Origin of the sequence: Alteripontixanthobacter maritimus, assembly GCF_003340475.1 — a bacterium.
Classification (GTDB): domain Bacteria; phylum Pseudomonadota; class Alphaproteobacteria; order Sphingomonadales; family Sphingomonadaceae; genus Alteripontixanthobacter; species Alteripontixanthobacter maritimus.
In genome coordinates this window covers 216,887-231,559 of sequence record NZ_QBKA01000002.1, presented here as the reverse complement: position 1 = coordinate 231,559, position 14,673 = coordinate 216,887, and the positions used below count along the sequence as shown (strand labels likewise).

The 14,673-nt window shown below is 58.6% G+C and carries 14 protein-coding genes, 1 tRNA gene and 2 pseudogenes; 8 read left to right on the top strand and 9 right to left on the bottom strand.

What is annotated here, in order from left to right:
- Positions 1-69: 69 nt before the first annotated feature.
- Positions 70-471 (top strand): DUF7674 family protein, encoded by a 402-nt coding sequence (locus tag HME9302_RS01255; protein WP_230079820.1) that lies wholly within the window; start codon positions 70-72, stop codon positions 469-471.
- 339 nt (positions 472-810) lie between these two features.
- Here the strand turns inward: HME9302_RS01255 and HME9302_RS01245 are convergent, their stop codons facing one another.
- Both HME9302_RS01245 and HME9302_RS01240 read right to left on the bottom strand, forming a co-directional pair.
- Positions 811-1,986 (bottom strand): amino acid aminotransferase, encoded by a 1,176-nt coding sequence (locus HME9302_RS01245; protein WP_115365499.1) that lies wholly within the window; start codon positions 1,984-1,986, stop codon positions 811-813.
- A 109-nt stretch (positions 1,987-2,095) separates the two neighbouring features.
- Positions 2,096-2,989 carry a DUF1134 domain-containing protein gene (locus HME9302_RS01240; RefSeq protein WP_115365498.1) on the bottom strand — a complete coding sequence of 298 codons (894 nt, stop codon included), beginning with the start codon at positions 2,987-2,989 and terminating at the stop codon, positions 2,096-2,098.
- 293 nt (positions 2,990-3,282) lie between these two features.
- On the opposite strand from HME9302_RS01240, the gene HME9302_RS01235 reads away from it, so the two are divergent.
- Positions 3,283-3,372, top strand: a tRNA-Ser gene (locus HME9302_RS01235).
- Between the two features lie 373 nt (positions 3,373-3,745).
- Here HME9302_RS01235 and HME9302_RS01230 read toward each other — a convergent pair.
- The 5 genes and pseudogenes from HME9302_RS01230 to HME9302_RS01210 all read right to left on the bottom strand — a co-directional run bounded on the left by HME9302_RS01230 (position 3,746) and on the right by HME9302_RS01210 (position 7,367).
- On the bottom strand, positions 3,746-5,347 hold the full coding sequence (locus HME9302_RS01230; protein ID WP_115365497.1) for a recombinase family protein: 1,602 nt from the start codon (positions 5,345-5,347) through the stop codon (positions 3,746-3,748).
- Positions 5,344-5,748 (bottom strand): DUF2924 domain-containing protein, encoded by a 405-nt coding sequence (locus HME9302_RS01225; protein WP_115365496.1) that lies wholly within the window; start codon positions 5,746-5,748, stop codon positions 5,344-5,346. Before HME9302_RS01225 ends, HME9302_RS01230 begins: the two co-directional genes overlap by 4 nt.
- Positions 5,745-5,966, bottom strand: coding sequence for a DUF3489 domain-containing protein (locus tag HME9302_RS13390; protein WP_230079819.1), 222 nt, complete (start codon positions 5,964-5,966; stop codon positions 5,745-5,747). The genes HME9302_RS01225 and HME9302_RS13390 overlap by 4 nt, the downstream gene beginning before the upstream one ends.
- Before the next feature lie 312 nt (positions 5,967-6,278).
- Positions 6,279-6,800 (bottom strand): annotated as a pseudogene (locus tag HME9302_RS01215) (chloramphenicol phosphotransferase CPT family protein).
- A 132-nt stretch (positions 6,801-6,932) separates the two neighbouring features.
- Positions 6,933-7,367 (bottom strand): GNAT family N-acetyltransferase, encoded by a 435-nt coding sequence (locus tag HME9302_RS01210; protein ID WP_115365494.1) that lies wholly within the window; start codon positions 7,365-7,367, stop codon positions 6,933-6,935.
- A 289-nt stretch (positions 7,368-7,656) separates the two neighbouring features.
- On the opposite strand from HME9302_RS01210, the pseudogene HME9302_RS01205 reads away from it, so the two are divergent.
- A pseudogene (locus HME9302_RS01205) lies at positions 7,657-8,289 on the top strand (tyrosine-type recombinase/integrase).
- Positions 8,290-8,454: 165 nt separating this feature from the next.
- On the opposite strand, the gene HME9302_RS01200 reads toward HME9302_RS01205, so the two are convergent.
- Together HME9302_RS01200 and HME9302_RS01195 are read right to left on the bottom strand one after the other, a co-directional pair.
- Complete coding sequence (locus HME9302_RS01200) at positions 8,455-9,615, bottom strand: copper resistance protein B (protein ID WP_407641327.1); 1,161 nt, start codon at positions 9,613-9,615, stop codon at positions 8,455-8,457.
- Positions 9,616-9,698: 83 nt separating this feature from the next.
- Complete coding sequence (locus HME9302_RS01195) at positions 9,699-11,510, bottom strand: copper resistance system multicopper oxidase (protein ID WP_115365492.1); 1,812 nt, start codon at positions 11,508-11,510, stop codon at positions 9,699-9,701.
- 91 nt (positions 11,511-11,601) lie between these two features.
- Between HME9302_RS01195 and HME9302_RS01190 the strand changes: the two genes are divergently transcribed.
- Genes HME9302_RS01190 through HME9302_RS01170 form a run of 5 tightly spaced genes read left to right on the top strand, consistent with a single transcriptional unit; the run spans position 11,602 to position 14,263 of the window.
- Positions 11,602-11,877: a metal-sensitive transcriptional regulator gene (locus HME9302_RS01190; protein WP_115365491.1), complete on the top strand. Its 276-nt coding sequence runs from the start codon at positions 11,602-11,604 to the stop codon at positions 11,875-11,877.
- Positions 11,874-12,464: a DUF2231 domain-containing protein gene (locus HME9302_RS01185; protein WP_147270739.1), complete on the top strand. Its 591-nt coding sequence runs from the start codon at positions 11,874-11,876 to the stop codon at positions 12,462-12,464. The genes HME9302_RS01190 and HME9302_RS01185 overlap by 4 nt, the downstream gene beginning before the upstream one ends.
- Positions 12,465-12,477: 13 nt before the next feature.
- Positions 12,478-12,954, top strand: a complete 477-nt coding sequence (locus tag HME9302_RS01180; protein ID WP_115365489.1) for a DUF411 domain-containing protein — start codon at positions 12,478-12,480, stop codon at positions 12,952-12,954.
- Positions 12,954-13,712 (top strand): glutaredoxin family protein, encoded by a 759-nt coding sequence (locus tag HME9302_RS01175; protein WP_115365488.1) that lies wholly within the window; start codon positions 12,954-12,956, stop codon positions 13,710-13,712. The genes HME9302_RS01180 and HME9302_RS01175 overlap by 1 nt, the downstream gene beginning before the upstream one ends.
- Positions 13,713-13,735: 23 nt before the next feature.
- Complete coding sequence (locus HME9302_RS01170; RefSeq protein ID WP_115365487.1) at positions 13,736-14,263, top strand: DUF305 domain-containing protein; 528 nt, start codon at positions 13,736-13,738, stop codon at positions 14,261-14,263.
- The last annotated feature ends 410 nt before the right edge of the window (positions 14,264-14,673 follow it).

Here is a 14,673-nt window from a genome sequence, read left to right as displayed (position 1 = left end):
TCCGTTTGCAACCCCATTGCGGACATCTGCTGGGGGAGCTAATCCCGCTGGATGCTCGTTCGTGAGAACATGTTCCCGCCGCTGTTGGAGGCTGATCCAACCTTTTTGCCAAAGTGGCGGGAGTTTCTTACAGAGTGGTCAGATGAATCTGATGACTTGCCTTTGTATCTCGCTCTCGACGAATTGGCTCATCACCTTGTCGAGACGCAACAAGCAGGAAGCATCTCAAACCTTCCAAAGGTGTTTGATGTTGTAGAACGTTGGCACGTCGAGGGGGATGCCTACGTCAGCGAAGCAGCCACAATCGGTCTACTGGAAAGTATCCAGAATATTCTAATCTCGAAGAAAGCCTCGAAAGGTAAAGCAGGATTGGATTTCACGCCGTATTTCGGGTTGGAAACGAGGCGCTGGTGGGATAAACTCTATCGGTTTTGGGACGGCGACACGTCAGCCCTTAAGCTTGATAGATAACGTCCACAAGCCGACCAATAGCCGACATATTCCTACAGCCACCAAATCTGCTTCACCCAATCGGCGCCAGCATCCTGCACTTCCCAGCGGTCCCCACCCGCGTAGGCAAAGATGGCTGGACGCCGCTGAAACAGGCGGAGTTCATTGGCTGGCTGGGGCAAACCGGCTCGATCGCCATGGCCGCGCGAAAAGTCGGGATGATGCGGGAGACGGCCTACCGGTTGCGCCGGTGCGAAGGGTCCGCGAGTTTCTGCCATGCGTGGGGCGTGGCATCGGGAGGGTTTAGCTAGTTCAGTACCTACGCGAACGGTCGTGAAACCCAACACACGGCGAAGCACCTCAGCCAGTCACGTCCGCCAGCGCGCCCACGAATTTGCCGACATTGCTCATCGTCAGCCCGGCCACGTTGATGCGGCCCGATCCGGCCATGTACACGCCGTGTTTTTCGCGCAGCGCCTGCACCTGCTCCTTCGACACCGGCAGCATGGCGAACATCCCATGACCGCGCCCCACCGGCTTCAGATCGACCGAACCGGCTTTACCCGCCTTGTCGAGCGCCCGGCGCACCTGCCGCAGCCGCTCCCGCATGGAATCGAGTTCGGCGCGCCATTCGCGTGTCAACACCTCGTCGCGCAGGATGATGCGGACTGCCGCTGCGCCATGATCGGGCGGCATGGACCAGCTTGCCCGCGCCAGCGCCGCCAGGTTCGACATCACCGGGGCCATGCGGTCCGGGGTCCGCATCATCGCGTACAGCGCGCCCACCCGGTCGCGGTACATCCCGAAATTCTTATCGCAGCTATAGGCGATCAGTGCCTGCGGCACGGCGGCCAGCACCCGGCGCATACCCTCCACGTCTTCTTCCAGCCCCTGCCCCAGCCCCTGGTAAGCCGTATCGATGATCGGCAGCGCGCCGCTTTCAGCCAACGCAGCCGCAATCGCATCCCACTGCTCGAGCGTGTAATCGATCCCGGTCGGGTTGTGGCAGCAGCCATGCAGCAGCACCGCATCCAGCGCGGTCGCTCCCTTGATGGCAGAGAGCACGGCGTCCAGATCCGCCGTTCCGTCGTCGGCAGCATGGCTGAAGCTGGCCACTTCCATCCCCAGATCGGCGAAGATCTGCGCATGGTTGGGCCAGCTCGGCACGCCCATATGGATGCGCGTCGCGCCGGCTTTCTGCGCGAGCGCCGCAGCCAGTCGAACCGCGCCGGTGCCGCCGGGGGTCTGCATCCCCTCGATGCGTCCACCAACCGCCGGATCGCGGCCAAAGATGATCGGCATCAACGAATTGACGAACCCCATGTCCCCTTCAGGGCCGAGATAGGATTTGCTGTCCTGCTCCTCCACCAGCCGCCGCTCGGCGTTCTTGATGGCAGCAAAGACCGGCGTATCGCCATCATCGGTACGGTACACGCCGACGCCAAGGTCGATCTTATCGCTGCGATCGTCGTCGGCGTAGAGTTTGATAAGCGCCAGCAGCGCATCGGGCGATTGGGGGCTGAGTTGTTCGAGCATGGCCGCCTCATGCGCGCACAGCCGCAGGCCCGCAACCGGAAAAACCGGCCGCGAAAGCCTTACTCAACCAATTACACTCACGCCGGTTTCGCGCGCATTCGTATTTCCGTCAGAACGGCAGCCAGCGTTGCTTGCGCGAAAACTTCATGTAACCCGCATTCACCCCAAGCCGCAGCCCGGCGCCCACGCGGATCGGGATCATCACCACATCGCCCTTACGCAGGTAACTCGCGTTCAGCCCGCCGATTGCATAGGCCTGCCCCTCGCCCGCAGGAAAGCGTTCGTACAGCTCGTCGGTGTCGTACAAATTGTAGACGAGCACGAAGGTGTTGGCCGCATTCGCGCCCACGTCGAACCCGATGGACGGTCCGGTCCAGTAGACGGGCATCTGCCCTTCCACCTTGTGGAACAGCGTGCCCGAGCCATAGCGTGCGCCTACGAAAAACGCCCCGCCCGCCTCGCGGCCGACGATATAGCCATTAGGTTCGCCTTGATCAGCCAGCAATTTCTGGATCATCCGCGCGACGCCTTCCGCGCCCTTGCCGAACACGCCTTCCGCCGCGCCGATCAGATCGTCTTCCTTGTAGGTATCGCCCGGTATAGCCGACGGGTCTCGAGCCGCTACGGTGGCTGCTTCGGAAGCATCCGTCGGCACGGGGTCCGACCATTCCGGCGCTACGCGAACACCGTTCTGCCCTGCAGCTTGCCCAGCCATCGCCGCACCATCTGCATCCCAATCGCCGACTTCCGGCTGCGCGGCAGGCACGGTGGTACTTTCGGGGGGAGCGGGGGGCGGAGGCGGCGGTACCGACGGCGTGTCGTCGCCATAGGGCGATCCGTTACCGGGATTTTCCGCAAGATCGGCGTCGATCCACTGGTCGGGATCGGTCGTCTCGACCGGTTGCGCAACCGCCGACTGAACCGCCGGCGGAGATGCCAGCAGCGCCGCCGGGCCGAGAATTGCGGCGGCAGAGCGGCAGATGGTTTTCCAGGTGTGGCGCATGATCCCTCCAAGGTTTGGGCGAATGTCCGGTAATCCCCGCACGCTCGGCGCGCAAACGTGACATGCCACCAGAATCCTTTGCGCCTGTCGCGTCCATGAACCGGCGGCCAACCGAATCGGTTTTGCGGCGAACCGAGTCTGCCCGCGCGTTAAGCGGCAGCTAGGATGGCAAGACTTCCCATGCGCCGCTTAAGTCACTTGCCGCCCTGCCGCAGCATAGCTATAGCCCGCCGCCAATCGCACCCTGCCACCGGGCTGCGATGACGGCGCTTGAAAAAGGGGCACCGTGATGCGGAGACGTGGGTGAGTGGCTGAAACCAGTTCCCTGCTAAGGAACCATAGGAGTAATCCTATCGAGGGTTCGAATCCCTCCGTCTCCGCCACCTACCCCCAGCACTAGTCTCTGATTGCGCGCTATGCGCTGAAGCCCGCGGAACAGGAGGGTTTGCAGAGGCCATTCCGTAACGAGCACATCATTTCGGCGGTCTCTTCTGCGCGAACAGGCCGCGTTTGGCGGGCCCGTCTCTGTCGGGATGACAATCGGTTGGGTTTCCCTGCTTAACAGGGAATAACAGGGTAAAATGCTCATTTGAGGCAAATAGCAGGTGGATTTGACCGATTTCGAGGGATCTTGCTATCGAGAAACGACCATATTTCAGTAGGTTATACAGGCAAAAAGAGGGTTTTCCCTGTTATTCGACGAAACAGGGAGTTTGATCGTCGCAACAGGGGCCTATATGGACCATAGCAGGGGTATTAATCGGCAGAACAGGGATTTTCGGTTTCGCTAAATCCCAGCACTTTGCGCTGCCGGGACCATGATAGTGGGAAGTCGATTTTCTTCATTGTCTCGAGGTTGAGATGATACGGCTGGCGTCCTTCGAGCAGCGCGCGTTGAATGTCCGGCGCCAGGAATGCGAGCCGCAGGATGTTGCGATCATAGGGCGAGGTTGGCACTGTACTGATCATCGGCATACCGCGTTCGGTGTCCAGCATCGCGTGAGCTTTGCGGAGCGCTGCTACAAGGATCGGATCGGGCTGAGTGCGGCGCTGGACTGATGGCACGACAAGCCTCTTGCCGCCGCGCATTGGCAATGCGACCGGCAATAGCACGGTGGTGTAATCAGCGGTGTGATCCGCGATTGTTTCATCACCGGTCAGCGCTCTAGCGATGCTTCCACCATCTTTCGCCTCGATCGAAACATGCAGCCCGCGCGCCGACATGTGGACCGAGCGCAAGATTGCAAACGGATCAGAAGCTCTCGGTACCCAGCGCTGGATCGCTTCGCCGACAACCCGCTCAATCTCTAAAGCTGAAAGGCGTTGGAGCGATGTCTCATCTGCTGGCCTGGTACGCTGCTGCAACGATGCAGACACATAATAGCGATAGCGCTTGCCCGACTTGCCGCGCGAGGTGGTCGGACTCATCGGCTCGCCCGCCGCATCAAACAGCTTGCCCATCAGCGGAGCTACGACCTTGCGGCGACCGGCTTTCGCGCGATGCCGCCGTGCATTGCCATCGAGATGCTGCTGGACTTGGTCGAACAAATCTTGGTGAACGATCGCAGCATGACCTCCCTCGTGCACTTGGTCCTTGTGAACGATCTGCCCGAGGTAAAGTTGGTTGCGCAGAAGATGGAACAGCGCCCCTCGGCTGAACGCTTTGGCTCCCATGATCCTGCCTTTTTCGGTTATCCATCGCTTGGAGCAAATTCCCCGTTCAGCAAGGCTAAGCTGAAGAGCATGAACCGAGCCGAGCCCAAGATATTGCGTAAACATATCGCGGACGATTTTAGCTTCTACCTCGTTCACGCGAAGGATACGCCTATCATCCTCGGGCTTGTCGTAGCCTAGCGGAGGGTTGCCACCCATCCACATGCCCTTCGCTTTCGACGCCGCAATTTTGTCGCGGATCCGCTCGCCGGTGACCTCGCGCTCGAACTGGGCGAAGGAGAGCAGAACGTTGAGCATCAGCTTGCCCATCGAACCGGTGGTGTTGAACGACTGGATCACCGAGACAAAGCTACACTCTGCAGCGTCGAAGATTGCAACGATGCGCGCGAAGTCGGCAAGGCTGCGGGTCAGCCGGTCAATTTTGTAAACGACGACAACATCAACGCGTCCCGCTTCAATGTCGTCAAGCAGCGCCTTCAATCCAGGACGCGTGGTGTTGCCGCCGGAGAACCCGCCATCGTCGTAGCGGTTTGGCAATGCCTCCCAGCGTTCGCTGGCTTGGCTCAGCACGTACGACTCGCAAGCCTCGCGCTGTGCATCAAGGCTGTTGAACGATTGTTCGAGGCCTTCCTCAGAGCTTTTGCGAGTATAGATGGCACAGCGCTTAGTTGTCTCGAGTATCAACTTTCCCTCAGGCCAAAGAACCGAGGCCCGTTCCAGCGAGAGCCAGCAATCGCGGTAGCCGCTGCCGAGAGGCTGGGGAACATCTCACCCTTCCACCGGAACCCAGTTTCCTCGACCACAACGGTCACTTCCCGTCCTTTCCAGTGGCGGGTTAATCTCGCGCCGATGCCAAGATGCTTGCCTTCCGGCTGCACAGAGCCGGATCGCGCCAGTGTCTTGCGGATCTCGGTATTCAAACCGCCAAACGCTTCGGACTGTATTCGCCATCCTAGTAGTTGCCGCATTAGAAGAGTTGAACGGAGCATGGGAGGAGCGCCGTAGCGGCTCCTCCACGTGGTGCGCAGTGCTTCGAGATCCATTTCTGCGATTTTGGTCACGGCATTCTCGACATCTGCAGTCATTGTGACGCCTCGATCCGATAGCGGCGCACTCCATCGGTGTTGTCTGAAGTAATTGCATATCCGCGCTTCTTCAGCGCGCCTGCCACCGCACCGCGCACCGAATGTTGCTGCCAGCCCGTTGCTTTCATCATCTCGGCGATGCTCGCGCCGTTCTTGCGCTTCAGCAACTTCTCGAGCGTATCGAGTTTAGTTGGCGGGTTTGTGGTTTTGTTGGTCATCACTGTTCTCCGGTTTAAACGGAGGCCGCAATTGGCCGCCGCTACCGAAGCGAACCCGGACTGGCCGGGCGCAGGAACAGCAATGCTCGAAAGAGGGGCGTAGTCCAGTCGAAAGGGAGGATTCCGCGACAAGTCCTCACGCGTTGGCAATAGGCGTAGAGTTGCTTGGGAAACATCAGTTGTTGGGCCGGAAGCAGTCGGTCCGGTTTCGATACCTTGACGGTGGAAAGCTGCCATTCGGCTTTCGACCCCAATGTCAGCCGTTCGAGATCTTCTATTGAGGACCCAAGAACGGACAAGCCTCGCGGTAAGTTAGAGGGAGAAAGCCTTACAAATTTCTTGAGCAATCTGATCCGGGGAGTTGTGCGAGGTGTCCAACTCAAGATCATAAACTCGGTTCCTGTGGACACGATCATACTGGCCTTTCGCTAGGCCAATATCCCTATCTCCGCGTATGCGTTCCCGCTCCTACACAACCTCCAGCGGTGCGAAAAGCCCAACCAACCGAACATCATATTGCTTTAGCAATCGGCGGTAATCAGCGTCTTCGTCCGCAAAAAATACGTCGTCGACTACCATGTCGTTGCCGCATTCAGCCATCGAGGCGACGGCATTGCGCATGCCAGCCAGAGCGCGCTCGACCAGATCGCCGGATTGCACATCAATCGTATGACTGTCGATGCGTTTGAAAATCAGTCCTTCTTGGCCCTCAAAAGCACGGCGGGGAAGCATCCTCAAGAAATCATCCATTTGTACATGCAGAAAAGCTCTGCTCGCGTGATTTTGAATTGCCTTGGCCACAGACGTCTTACCAACGCTGCTAACCCCATTCATCACGACGATCTTGGGTGGCATGAACCGTTTTGTCTTCACGTTTTCCATAAGCGAGAGAATTGCTCGATCATGTCCGATTGGCAATACTGGTGCTCAGAACCAGACCTTCCGCTTTCCACCCAATCGTGAATGTCAGGATAACCGGAAACGGTGCACGACGGTTGTCATAGGACTCGTTTCTGCTGCCTCCGCAACTGAACGGTATAGCCGGTTCGCTGCCAAGTTATCGGGCTCTGTCAGAACCCACGCTTCCTGACACCCAAGCGATCTGCCGTGATCGAACATCATAGTCAGCAGACGGCTCGCTATACCGTGTTGCCGCCAGGTTGCCGCCACACCGACCTCGTTCAACCAAAGCTCATGGGGTTTATCGGGGTGAAAATAGTCTACTGCCGAAACAAAGCCTACAATGTGGCCTTCGTCTATTGCGACCACGATATGATGTCGCTCGTCTGTCAGGAACTGATGAAGCGAAACGGCGGAGATTGCCTCATCAAAAACATCTTCATCGACCTGATTAAACAGAGCCTTATCTTTGGTGGAAGCGAAGCGGTATTCGATCGGCATTACCCAATACTAATACATGCCGCGGCGGATGTCAGCTATCGACCCGCCAAGAGCTGAAACCGGACAGTCCGCTTGCCACCCCAAACTCCGATATTCCATGCTCCAAATCGTGAAGCTGAAAGCTGCCGATCACAATCAATTCACGTTGCGGCAGAAAATGGGTCGTTAGCTGAACGACAGCTTATCACGTTCTACGTGCCATAACCGGACTGACCGCTTACGACCCCACAAACAGCTACCTCACTTCTGCGTTATCTTCGAAGGCCAATTCCGGCCTTGGAGAACGAACATGGGCTACTCACGATATGATCCTGCGATGCACGCTCGCGCGCCTTGGAACCATGGTAAAACCGTAGGCGTCAAACGGCCTCTCACACAGAAGCAGATTTGGGCGATACGCTTCTTTCTGGATCGCGAGGTGCGATTGCGGGACCGCGCGCTTTTCGATTTGGCAATCGATAGCAAGCTCCGCGGTTGCGACTTAGTGAAAATGAAGATCGGAGACATCGTTGCCGGCGAAGAAATTTGAACACGCGCGATCGTCATTCAGCAAAAGACCAACAAGCCGGTTCAGTTTGAATTGACCGGCGATGTCCGCGCCTCCCTCTTATCGTGGCTGGAACGGCGTGGTGGAACCTTGACCGACTACATCTTTCCCAGTCGTGTCGACCACGCGAAGCCTATGAGCACTCGTCAGTATGCTCGCTTGTTGGATGAATGGGTAACAGCGATAGGCCTGCGCAAAGCAGAATACGGGACACACTCCCTCCGTCGCACCAAAGCTGCAATGATCTATCGTGCCACCGGAAACATTCGGGCGATCCAGATTTTGCTTGGTCATTCAAAGATTGAGAACACGGTTCGGTATCTCGGCGTCGATGTCGAAGACGCGTTGCTGTTAGCGGAACGGACCGAAATCTGACCTTCGGGGCGGTCATTCCGCTATGTGAAATGGCCGCTTCCGAGACATTTTACAAAGCCGCCGCCTGTAGCTTCCAGCATACGTTGAACCACAGCTGAAAAGACGAAATGGCTGGATCGGATAATCATTCAAGCAAGCCGCATCAGTTACGGAGGTTGCGTCATATCAAAACCAGAATCTCAAACCCACGACATAGTTTGTGACGCTTGGGTCTTCCCCGGTCATGCGAGCATAGTCCGCGCTGCCATCGACTTTCCATTCCTGCTCTATGCCGATGTAGGGTGCGAATTCTCGGGCGAACTCGTAGCGCAGACGTAGCCCGGCTTCAATCGTGTCTAATCCGGCTCCGATGCCCACTTCCGGAACATCCTGCGCGGCCAGATTTATTTCCGCTCGCGGTTGCAGGACTAGCCGCTGAGTGATTTTCTGGTCCAATTCGACCTCGATCCGGGCGGTCAGGTCACCTTGGTCGGACAGGAATGCAGCCGCATCTACTTCAAACAGATATGGCGCGAGACCTTGAATGCCGACCACGGCATAGGTTCGGTCAATCGGCGCGAAATCCTGACGTATACCGGTTTGCAGATCGAAGAACGGCGCGATCGCGCGGCTGTAGAGGGCTTGGACTTCTGCGCCTTCAATCTCCTCGCCAAAACTGCCTTCGCCTTCGGACTTGAACCAGAATTTGTCCAGGTCACTGCCGTAGTAACCTTGCACATCCCACAGATAACCATCGCGTCCTTCGCGTGCGCGATATTCCAAGCGGTCGCCCTGGAACCAGAGCGTTTTCATCCCGCCGTTTTCTTGGGCGAGCGCTTTGCGGCTGTCACGCATGGCTTCCGCGCCCCAGATCGCATCGGCGGCGCGTGGGGGACCGGCTCCAGCCGCAGCAGGAGGCGGCCCGGAGGGGATCGCCGTATCGCTGGCGTGACCCCACATTGAATGACCCATCGCGGCGTGATCCATGGGGGCGTCAGCAGTGCCCATATCCATTTCCCCATTTTCCATAGGCTCACAGCTATCGGCGGGAACCGTGTGGCCCATCGCGCGGTGGCGGGCCGCTTCCGCCTCGCACTCCGTAACTGCATCAGCGGCTACCTGAACTGTTTGCGGTGCTTGGTCCGGAGCGCATTGGTTCGGCGGGACGGGATGGCCCATTGCCCGATGTCTCGCAGCTTCAGCTTCGCATTCAGCGTTAGTATCAACAGATCGCTGCGGGACGTCTTCTGCTGAGGCCGGCGCGCACTGGCCCGCAGGCACAGGGTGCCCCATCGCGCGGTGACGGGCCGCTTCAGCTTCGCAATCGCTCAACTCTTGGGCCGGCATTGCGGCGTGACCTGAATGATCCTGAGCCGACGCGGCGCTCGGAAATGTGACGGCCAGCGCGACTGCGGCGTATGATAGGCGGATCATGCTCCGGTTCCTTCCGGTGTGACCGTTACGATCTGAAACATGCCCGAATGCATGTGATAGAGCAGATGGCAGTGGAAGGCCCAGTCGCCTTCCTCATTCGCGGTGAGATCGAACGTTGCGCTGCCGCCGGGCTGGACGATCACCACGTTCTTGTGCGGCTGGAAGCCATCGGGTGCCCCATTGACCAGTTCGAAGAACAATCCATGCAAATGGATTGGATGCGCCATCATGGTGTTATTGACCAGCTTCACCCGGACCCGCTCGTTATAGGCGAACCGGATCGGATCGTCGCTGACGGCAGTGAACTTCTGCCCGTCGAACGACCACATGTAGCGTTCCATGTTACCGGTGAGATGGATCTCCATCTGCCGCGATGGCGTTCGCCGATCCGAATTGGGCCGGAGCGCGACCAGATCGTTGTAGGTCAGAACGCGGTGATCGACATCGCCGAGGCCAATGCCAGGATCGCCCATCCGATCGACCGGGTTCATCGATACCATGTCGATGCCAGGCCCGACCTTTACATCCGGCGGCAGCAGGGACGTGTCGCGCATGTTCATGCCGTCCATGGACACACCCGCCATCGAACCCGCGTCCGCATCATCGCCATGACCCATCGCCGAATGGTCCATGCCGGACATCGGCTCAGCTTTTCCGGCAGCGGCCATGTCGCCATGACCCATACCACCGTGATCCATTCCGCTCATGCCCATATCCGCCATCGTCAGAAGCGGCGGATCGCGCAGGGCGGGGATCGCCGCCCGCGCACCCGGCGTGCTTGCCAGCGTGGCCAGCGCCATGCCGGAACGGTCCATCGATTCCGCAACGATGGTCACGGCTTCGCCTACCGGCTCCACCAGCACATCATAGGTTTCGGCGGTGCCAATCTGGAACTCCTGCACCGGCACCGGGCGCACCGGCAGTCCGTCCGCTGCGACAACGTTCATTGTCGCGCCGGGAATCCGGATGTTAAAGAAACTCATCGCGCTGCCGTTGATGATGCGCAGCCGCACGCTCTCGCCGGGATTGAAGAGGAACTCGGGCATCTCGTCCGGCCCGAAGCCGTTGGCGAGGTAGGTATAGGTCGATCCGGTCACATCGATAATGTCCGTCGGCATCATCCGCATCTCGGCCCACATGCGGCGCTCTTCGGCAGACAGGGGATAATCATCCGTCATCGTGCGCTGCTGATAGTTGAAGTAGCCTTCTCCCTTCTTCAGCTTGCTCATGATCGTATGTGGGTGGAGCGGCGTGAACTCGCTCAGCAACAGCACATATTCCCGGTCCGCCTGGATCGGATCGGGTCCGGCAGGATCGATAATGAGGGGGCCGTAATGTCCGGACTGTTCCTGCATGCCCGAATGCGAATGCCACCAATAGGTCCCCGCCTGCCGGATCGGCGGTAGGTCATAGACGAACGTTTGTCCGGGCATGATACCGGGGAAGCTCACACCTGGAACGCCATCAAATTGAAATGGAACGAGCAGTCCGTGCCAGTGGATCGAGCTATCCTCGTCCAGCATGTTGGTCACGTTAAGCTTGACCGGTTCGCCTTCCTTCAGGCGGATAAGAGGGCCGGGAACGCTGCCATTGACCGCGATCCCATGACCGCGCCGACCCTGCACGATGCGTCTGCCTTCCGCGATGGTCAGATCGATGCTGGAGCCGGAGACTTCATCGAACCCCTGACGTAGCATACCGCCGTGGCTAATATCGCCGCCCCTTGCCCATGCGGGAACCGCAAGGGAGGCTGCGCCGACTACGCCCGCGCCCAGCAAATGCCGCCGGGAAATCGATAGATCGGTCATGGGTCTTGCATCTCCTTTGGAAGCTCCTCTATATACCCCCCATATGTATTGCAAGATACCCAGTAGGGTATTTTCATATGAGGAGTTTTATATGGCCGGCGCGCAAGACAAGAAGATCGTGAACCGGCTTCGGCGGGTCGAAGGGCAGGTTCGCGGCGTGGCGCAAATGGTCGAGGACGACCGTTATTGTATCGACATTCTCAACCAGATCCAGGCCGTGAAATCCGCCCTTGGGCGCGCGGAAAGCGAAATTCTCAAACGCCATGCCGCCTGCTGCGTCACCGAAGCCATCGGCAGCGGCGATGCGGAAGAGCAGAAAGTCAAGTTCAACGAGTTGATCGACCTGTTCGAAAAGGCGAAGCGTTGAAGCGCCTACTTTTCCTGTTGATTGCCCTAATGGTGGTTATGTCCGGTCAGGCAGTGTCAGCGCATGGCCCCGACGAGCACGAAGGGCGGCAAACCGCGCAGGTTACTGCGGCAGCCGAAGCGGCAGCCACGCCCGTTTCGCCAGAAAGCATCAGGCCTGCGCGCGACGCTGGCGACGATGCGCAGGATGGCTCCATTCTCAGCAACATTCATCCCGCAACCGTTCATTTTCCGATTGCCCTCCTGTTGATGGCAGCCCTAACTGAGCTTGCGGTGATGGTCCGTCCGTCCCCAGCGCTTCAGGGAACGGCGCGCATCATGCTGTGGGACGGCGCAGTCGGCGCAGTCGTGACCGCGATGTTCGGGTGGTTTCACACCGGCATTTGGTTCGGTGGAAGCGGAACGATGCAATGGCACCGGTGGATCGGCACATCCATCGCCATCGTCGCCCCGCTTGCGGCCTTCTTGGCCGGGCGCGGTCATATCGCGATCTCAAGATTGCTTCTGTTTGGATGCGCTGCGCTCATTCTCGCTCAAGGTTATCTCGGTCCCGAGCTTGCCCACGGTCCCAATCATCTCGGTTTCTGACAGGAGTATCCCCATGTTCAACACTATCCGTTCCGCAATCGCCCGTCGTTCCCTCGCCGGCATGCTCGCGCTCGGCGCGACGCTCTCGGCCTGCGCTGCCCAGGCGGCGGCCATCACTATGTATCGCGATCCGAATTGCGGATGCTGCCTCGCTTGGGCGGCGCATCTGGAGAATGGCGACGCGCATAGTGTTGAGACGGTCGACCACCCCGATATGGCTTCGGTCAAAACGGAACACGGCGTGCCGGACGGCCTACGATCCTGTCATACGGCGATCGCCGATGGATACGTGATCGAAGGCCATGTTCCCGCCGCTGACATCGAACGGCTGCTGGCCGAACGCCCAGAAGGCATTGCTGGTCTCGCGGTGGCCGGAATGCCCATGGGTTCGCCCGACATGGAGCACAGGACGCATCGCGAGGCCTATCAGGTCATCGCCTTCGGTCCGTCCGGCACGAGCGTATGGGCCGACTACGGAGGGACCATGTAATGCCGCAAAAGAAGACCGCGACCGTCTACCGTATGGTGATGCCGGACCATACCTGCCCCTACGGCCTGAAAACGATCGACCTGCTCGAACGCGAAGGGTTCGCCATTGATGATCACCATCTGGAAACGCGCGAGGAAACGGACGCGTTCAAAGCTAAGCACGATGTCGAAACCACGCCGCAGACCTTCATCGATGGCGAGCGGATCGGCGGTTATGACGATTTGCGCGAATATTTCGGCAAGAGCGTTAAAGAAGAAGGCGCGACCAGCTATCAGCCGGTGATCGCGATCTTCGGAATGGCGCTGCTGATGGCTCTGGCTTTGAGCTGGGCAGCGTATGAAGAGTTGCTGACCCTGCGCGCAGCCGAGTGGTTCGTCAGCCTGTCCATGTGCCTGCTGGCGATACAGAAACTGCAGGACGTGCGGAGCTTCTCGACCATGTTCCTCAATTACGACCTGCTCGCCAAACGGTGGGTGCCCTACGGCTTCGTCTATCCGTTCGCGGAAGCGCTAGCGGGAATCCTGATGACCGCGCATGCGCTGCCCATCATTTCCGTCCCTGTCGCGCTGTTCATCGGCGGCGTTGGGGCGTTCAGCGTCTTTAAGGCGGTCTATATCGATAAGCGCGAACTAAAATGCGCGTGCGTCGGCGGCGGCTCCAACGTGCCCCTCGGCTTTGTATCGCTGACCGAGAACCTGTTCATGATCGGCATGGGCCTGTGGATGGGTGCGAAGGCGCTGGGATGGATCGCGATTTAACACCGCAAAGGAAGGAGAATGCCATGGCCCGCAACGAAAAACAGCATGATGACGGCAATTATGGACGGTTCATGGCGATGGTCGGAACCTCGACCGCGATCATGTTCGGCCTGATGTATCTGAACACTTTTGTGCTTGATCATGTGTTCTGGAGCGAAACGCGCTTCTGGATGACGTTCGTCATGGGCGCGGTAATGGCGGTGGTTATGCTGCTCTTCATGCGGGGCATGTATCGCAACGCGGCGAAGAACTGGGTCATTCTGGGCACCGCCGCAGTCGTCTTCGCGGGCGCGCTGTTCCTGGTTCGCAGCCAAGCAACCATCGACGACAGCGAGTGGATGTCAGCCATGATCCCGCACCACTCGATCGCCATTCTGACGAGCGAGCGAGCGGAAATCGATGATGTGCGCGCTCGCAAACTGGCGGACGAGATTATCGAAGCACAGCGACGCGAGATTGCGGAAATGAAGTGGCTGCTTGCCGATATCGAGGCCAATGGGGAGGCGCAGAATGACGATGTTGCTGCGGCAAGGCCGGTCCCAAAATTCTAACTTCACAACGCGCTAATATCTTCAAACATCGTGAAATGGGCTGAGTCAAAAAATCTGAAATGGTTGATAGCGGAACGTCTGAAAGCGCGTGCATGTGACGATAAGGCGGACAGTCCGCTTCCGGCCCGCTGCAGACATTCTAGCCGGTCAAAATATCCGCTCGTTTTTTGACTTTCAGGCATCTGAACGGCGAGAATTTGTGCGGACAGCGTTCGTTCGATAGGAGACAAGTTGCGGTTGGACTGAACACACCGCCATCTACCTTCTTCCGAACAATCTTCTTTAGTCCTCAAGCCTGCCAAAAGCGGACTTTCTGCTTTTCGTCGTCTGCGTGGTTCTTTGTATGCCGCTAAGCGGGCGAAACAGGGTGTGGGTCTGACAGGACCGGACAATGGGTGCTCGAACCCTTT